At 70.1% G+C, this 3260-nt stretch carries 5 protein-coding genes and 1 pseudogene; 4 read left to right on the top strand and 2 right to left on the bottom strand.

Annotated elements, in window-relative coordinates; translation table 11 throughout:
- Both GA0115259_RS37230 and GA0115259_RS37225 read right to left on the bottom strand, forming a co-directional pair.
- Window positions 1-98, bottom strand: a pseudogene (locus GA0115259_RS37230) (DUF4439 domain-containing protein); the annotation flags it as partial.
- An 8-nt stretch (window positions 99-106) separates the two neighbouring features.
- On the bottom strand, window positions 107-652 hold the full coding sequence (locus GA0115259_RS37225) for a hypothetical protein (protein WP_202450694.1): 546 nt from the start codon (window positions 650-652) through the stop codon (window positions 107-109).
- 196 nt (window positions 653-848) lie between these two features.
- Here GA0115259_RS37225 and rimP point away from each other — a divergent pair, with 196 nt between their 5' ends.
- The 4 genes from rimP to GA0115259_RS37205 form a co-directional block, all read left to right on the top strand.
- Window positions 849-1346, top strand: coding sequence for a ribosome maturation factor RimP (rimP, locus tag GA0115259_RS37220; protein ID WP_093604960.1), 498 nt, complete (start codon window positions 849-851; stop codon window positions 1344-1346).
- A 2-nt stretch (window positions 1347-1348) separates the two neighbouring features.
- Complete coding sequence (nusA, locus tag GA0115259_RS37215; protein ID WP_093604958.1) at window positions 1349-2404, top strand: transcription termination factor NusA; 1056 nt, start codon at window positions 1349-1351, stop codon at window positions 2402-2404.
- Window positions 2405-2577: 173 nt separating this feature from the next.
- A complete protein-coding gene (locus GA0115259_RS37210) occupies window positions 2578-2868 on the top strand; it encodes a YlxR family protein (RefSeq protein WP_093604956.1) in 291 nt (96 codons plus the stop codon).
- Between the two features lie 149 nt (window positions 2869-3017).
- Window positions 3018-3260: translation initiation factor IF-2 N-terminal domain-containing protein (locus GA0115259_RS37205; protein WP_141716866.1), on the top strand; the 243-nt coding region annotated here is incomplete at its 3' end.

Genomic DNA, 3260 nt, shown 5'->3' with positions numbered 1-3260 from the left:
TCGCCACGGCGGTCGCCGTCGACCCGGCCGCCGACGACTCCGTACCCGTACACGGCGGCGTGCTCCGCCGCGAGTGCGGCCTGCGCGGCGGCCAGCGCACCGGTGCTCACGAGCGGGATCCTTCCGTCAGCAGATAGGCGTGCGCGGCGCCCGCCGCCGCGAGGGAGGCCAGCAGTCTGGCCAGCTCCGGAGGCGCGTCCATGAGCGTGGCGGTGTGCGCGTCGGCGGTTCGGCGCTCGGCCGTGGCCAGCGCCTTGAGGGCCTGCGCCGGGTCGTCGGCGACGGCCGGAAGGACCGGCGGCCTCGGTCCGGGCGAGGCGTCCGGAGACTCGGAGCCGGACTCGGACTCGGGCGAGGAAGGAGTGGCGGAGGGTGGCGGGCTCGTGGGCCTGCGTGCTGTCGGCGCCAGCGCGTCCACCTGCCGCGCGACCGCCGTCCGCAGCGGTGTCAGCAGTTCGCCCTCGTCCGGGTGGAGCGCCAGCACCGCGTCGTACTGTCCGAGCAGTGCGCGGCTGGTGGCGGCGGACCGCTGCCGCAGCGTGCTTTCGGCCCGCGCGCCCGTCCCGCTCCCGGACTTCCGTCCGCCGGCGGAATCGGAGGTGCAGCCGGTCAGCAGCCCCGCCGCCGTGGCTCCCGTGGCGCCCGCGGCCATGAGCAGGCGCCTCCGTGTCGTCCCCGTGCGCCCCACGCGTCTCTCTCCCCTGCCTTCGGGCTTCGCGATGATCACCGCAGGCGAGCGTACCCGCGGGTCATCCACGGGTGGACGGCAACACCCCTTCGGACCGGATACCCTTTGATCTGACACACGACGATCCCACAACAGCACACGCGGCCGAGGAGTCACCCGGATGAGCACCACCCAGAGCGAAAGGCTGCGCGGACTGCTGGAACCGCTCGTCGGCGCGAAGGACCTGGATCTGGAGGAGATCGAGGTGTCCCGGGCAGGCAGGCGTCGTGTGCTGAGAGTCGTGGTCGATTCGGACGAGGGCGTGGACCTCGACGAGTGTGCCGAGCTGAGCCGCTCCATCTCCGAGAAGCTCGACGAGACCGACGTGATGGGCGAGGACGAGTACCAGCTCGAAGTCACCTCGCCCGGCGCCGAGCGCCCTTTGACCGAGCACCGTCACTATCTGCGCGCCGTCGGCCGGCTGGCCAGATTCCAGCTCCATGAGGACGGCGAGCTGGTGGCCCGCATCCTCACCGTGGACGACGAGGGCCTCGGCCTCGAAGTGCCGGGCGTGAAGGGGCGCAAGCCCACCGCCCGCCGCGTCGAGTTCACGCGGATCGCCAAGGCGCGCGTGGAGATCGAGTTCAGCCGCAAGGACAAGAAGGAAGAGGAGGCGTAGCCGTGGACATCGATGTGAAGCTCCTGAAGGGCTTGGCACAAGAGAAGGAGATCCCCTTCGATCTGCTGGTCGAGGCGATCGAATCCGCCCTCCTCATCGCCTACCACCGCACGGAGGGCAGCCGCCGGCACGCGCGGGCCGTGCTGAGCCGGGACAACGGCCATGTCACGGTCTGGGCCAAGGAGGATCCCGCGGAGCTGGAGGAGGGCCAGGAGCCCAAGGAGTTCGACGACACTCCGTCGGACTTCGGCCGGATCGCCGCGACCACCGCGCGCCAGGTCATCCAGCAGCGGCTGCGGGACGCCGAGAACGATGTCACCTTCGGCGAGTACGCGCGCCGGGAGGGCGATGTCGTCGCCGGTCTGGTCCAGCAGGGCAAGGACCCCAAGAACGTCCTCGTCAAGCTGGACGACAAGCTGGAGGCCATCCTTCCGGTGCAGGAGCAGGTGCCGGGCGAGGAGTACACGCACGGTCTGCGGCTGCGTACGTATGTGGTGCGGGTGGCCAAGGGCGTGCGCGGCCCTTCGGTGACGCTCTCCCGTACCCACCCCAATCTGGTGAAGAAGCTCTTCGCGCTGGAGGTCCCGGAGATCGCGGACGGCTCGGTCGAGATCGCCGCGATCGCCCGCGAGGCCGGCCACCGTACGAAGATCGCCGTACGGTCGACCCGCTCCGGCCTCAACGCCAAGGGCGCCTGCATCGGACCGATGGGCGGCCGGGTCCGCAATGTCATGGCCGAGCTGCTCGGTGAGAAGATCGACATCGTCGACTGGTCGGACGATCCGGCCGAGATGGTGGCCAACGCGCTGTCGCCGGCCCGGGTCAGCAAGGTCGAGGTGGTCGATCTCGCCGCGCGCTCGGCGCGGGTGACCGTGCCGGACTACCAGCTCTCACTGGCGATCGGCAAGGAAGGGCAGAACGCCCGGCTCGCCGCGCGGCTCACCGGCTGGCGGATCGACATCCGTCCGGACACGGAGCAGACGGACGACGACGACCGTGACCGCGGAGGCGACCGCGACAGGGACCGGGGTGGTGACCGCGCGCGCGAGCGGGGCTGACCGTCGGCCGGCCGGTCGGCGGGAATGATCTCGGGAAGGTCCCGTCGCCCTGCGACGGTCACGCGCCGGCCGGCCGACGCCTGTCGGTATGAGCCGACACGATCTTCCGAGCTGTCACGCGTTCGAGTCTTGCCCCAAAGGGGTGAGGTCGGCGCGGGGAGGTAGACTTGAGGATGTCTGGCCGGACGAGCGCCCGAGCCTGCCCTGAGCGAACGTGCGTGGGCTGCCGGGAACGAGCGGCCAAGGACGATCTGCTGCGCATCGTGGTGGTCGGGACACAGTGTGTCCCCGATCGACGCGGTACGCTGCCCGGCCGGGGTGCGTATACGCACCCCTCCTTGAACTGTCTCGATCTGGCGGTCCGCCGCCGGGCGTTCCCCAGGGCCTTCCGGGTCCAGGGCCCGCTCGACAGCGCGGAGCTGCGCCGGGCCGTCGAGACGGTCGCGGTGCAGGCGTCACTGTAAGAAGAAGTACGGCACGGAACCCCGTGCGGTTCAGGTACCTCGCGAGTTGGAAGTAGGTCGAGATTGCGATGAGCACTCGATGAGTACGCGATGAGTACGCCCATGAAGTAGCGACGGTCCGGCGGTAACCCGGACCTAAAAGGAGCGAAGTGGCTAAGGTCCGGGTATACGAACTCGCCAAGGAGTTCGGCGTCGAGAGCAAGGTCGTCATGGCCAAGCTCCAAGAACTCGGTGAATTCGTCCGTTCGGCGTCGTCGACGATCGAGGCGCCGGTTGTACGTAAGTTGACTGACGCTTTGCAGGGGCCCGGCGGCAACGCCGGCAAGACCACTGCCAAGCCCGGGGCGCCGCGCAAGGCGACCCCCGCGAGGCCGGCAGCTCCCGCTGCCCCG

This window comes from Streptomyces sp. MnatMP-M17 (genome assembly GCF_900091995.1).
Taxonomy (GTDB): Bacteria; Actinomycetota; Actinomycetes; order Streptomycetales; family Streptomycetaceae; genus Streptomyces.
The sequence above is the reverse complement of the archived record's forward strand: the minus strand, read 5'-3'. Positions and strand labels throughout refer to the sequence as shown.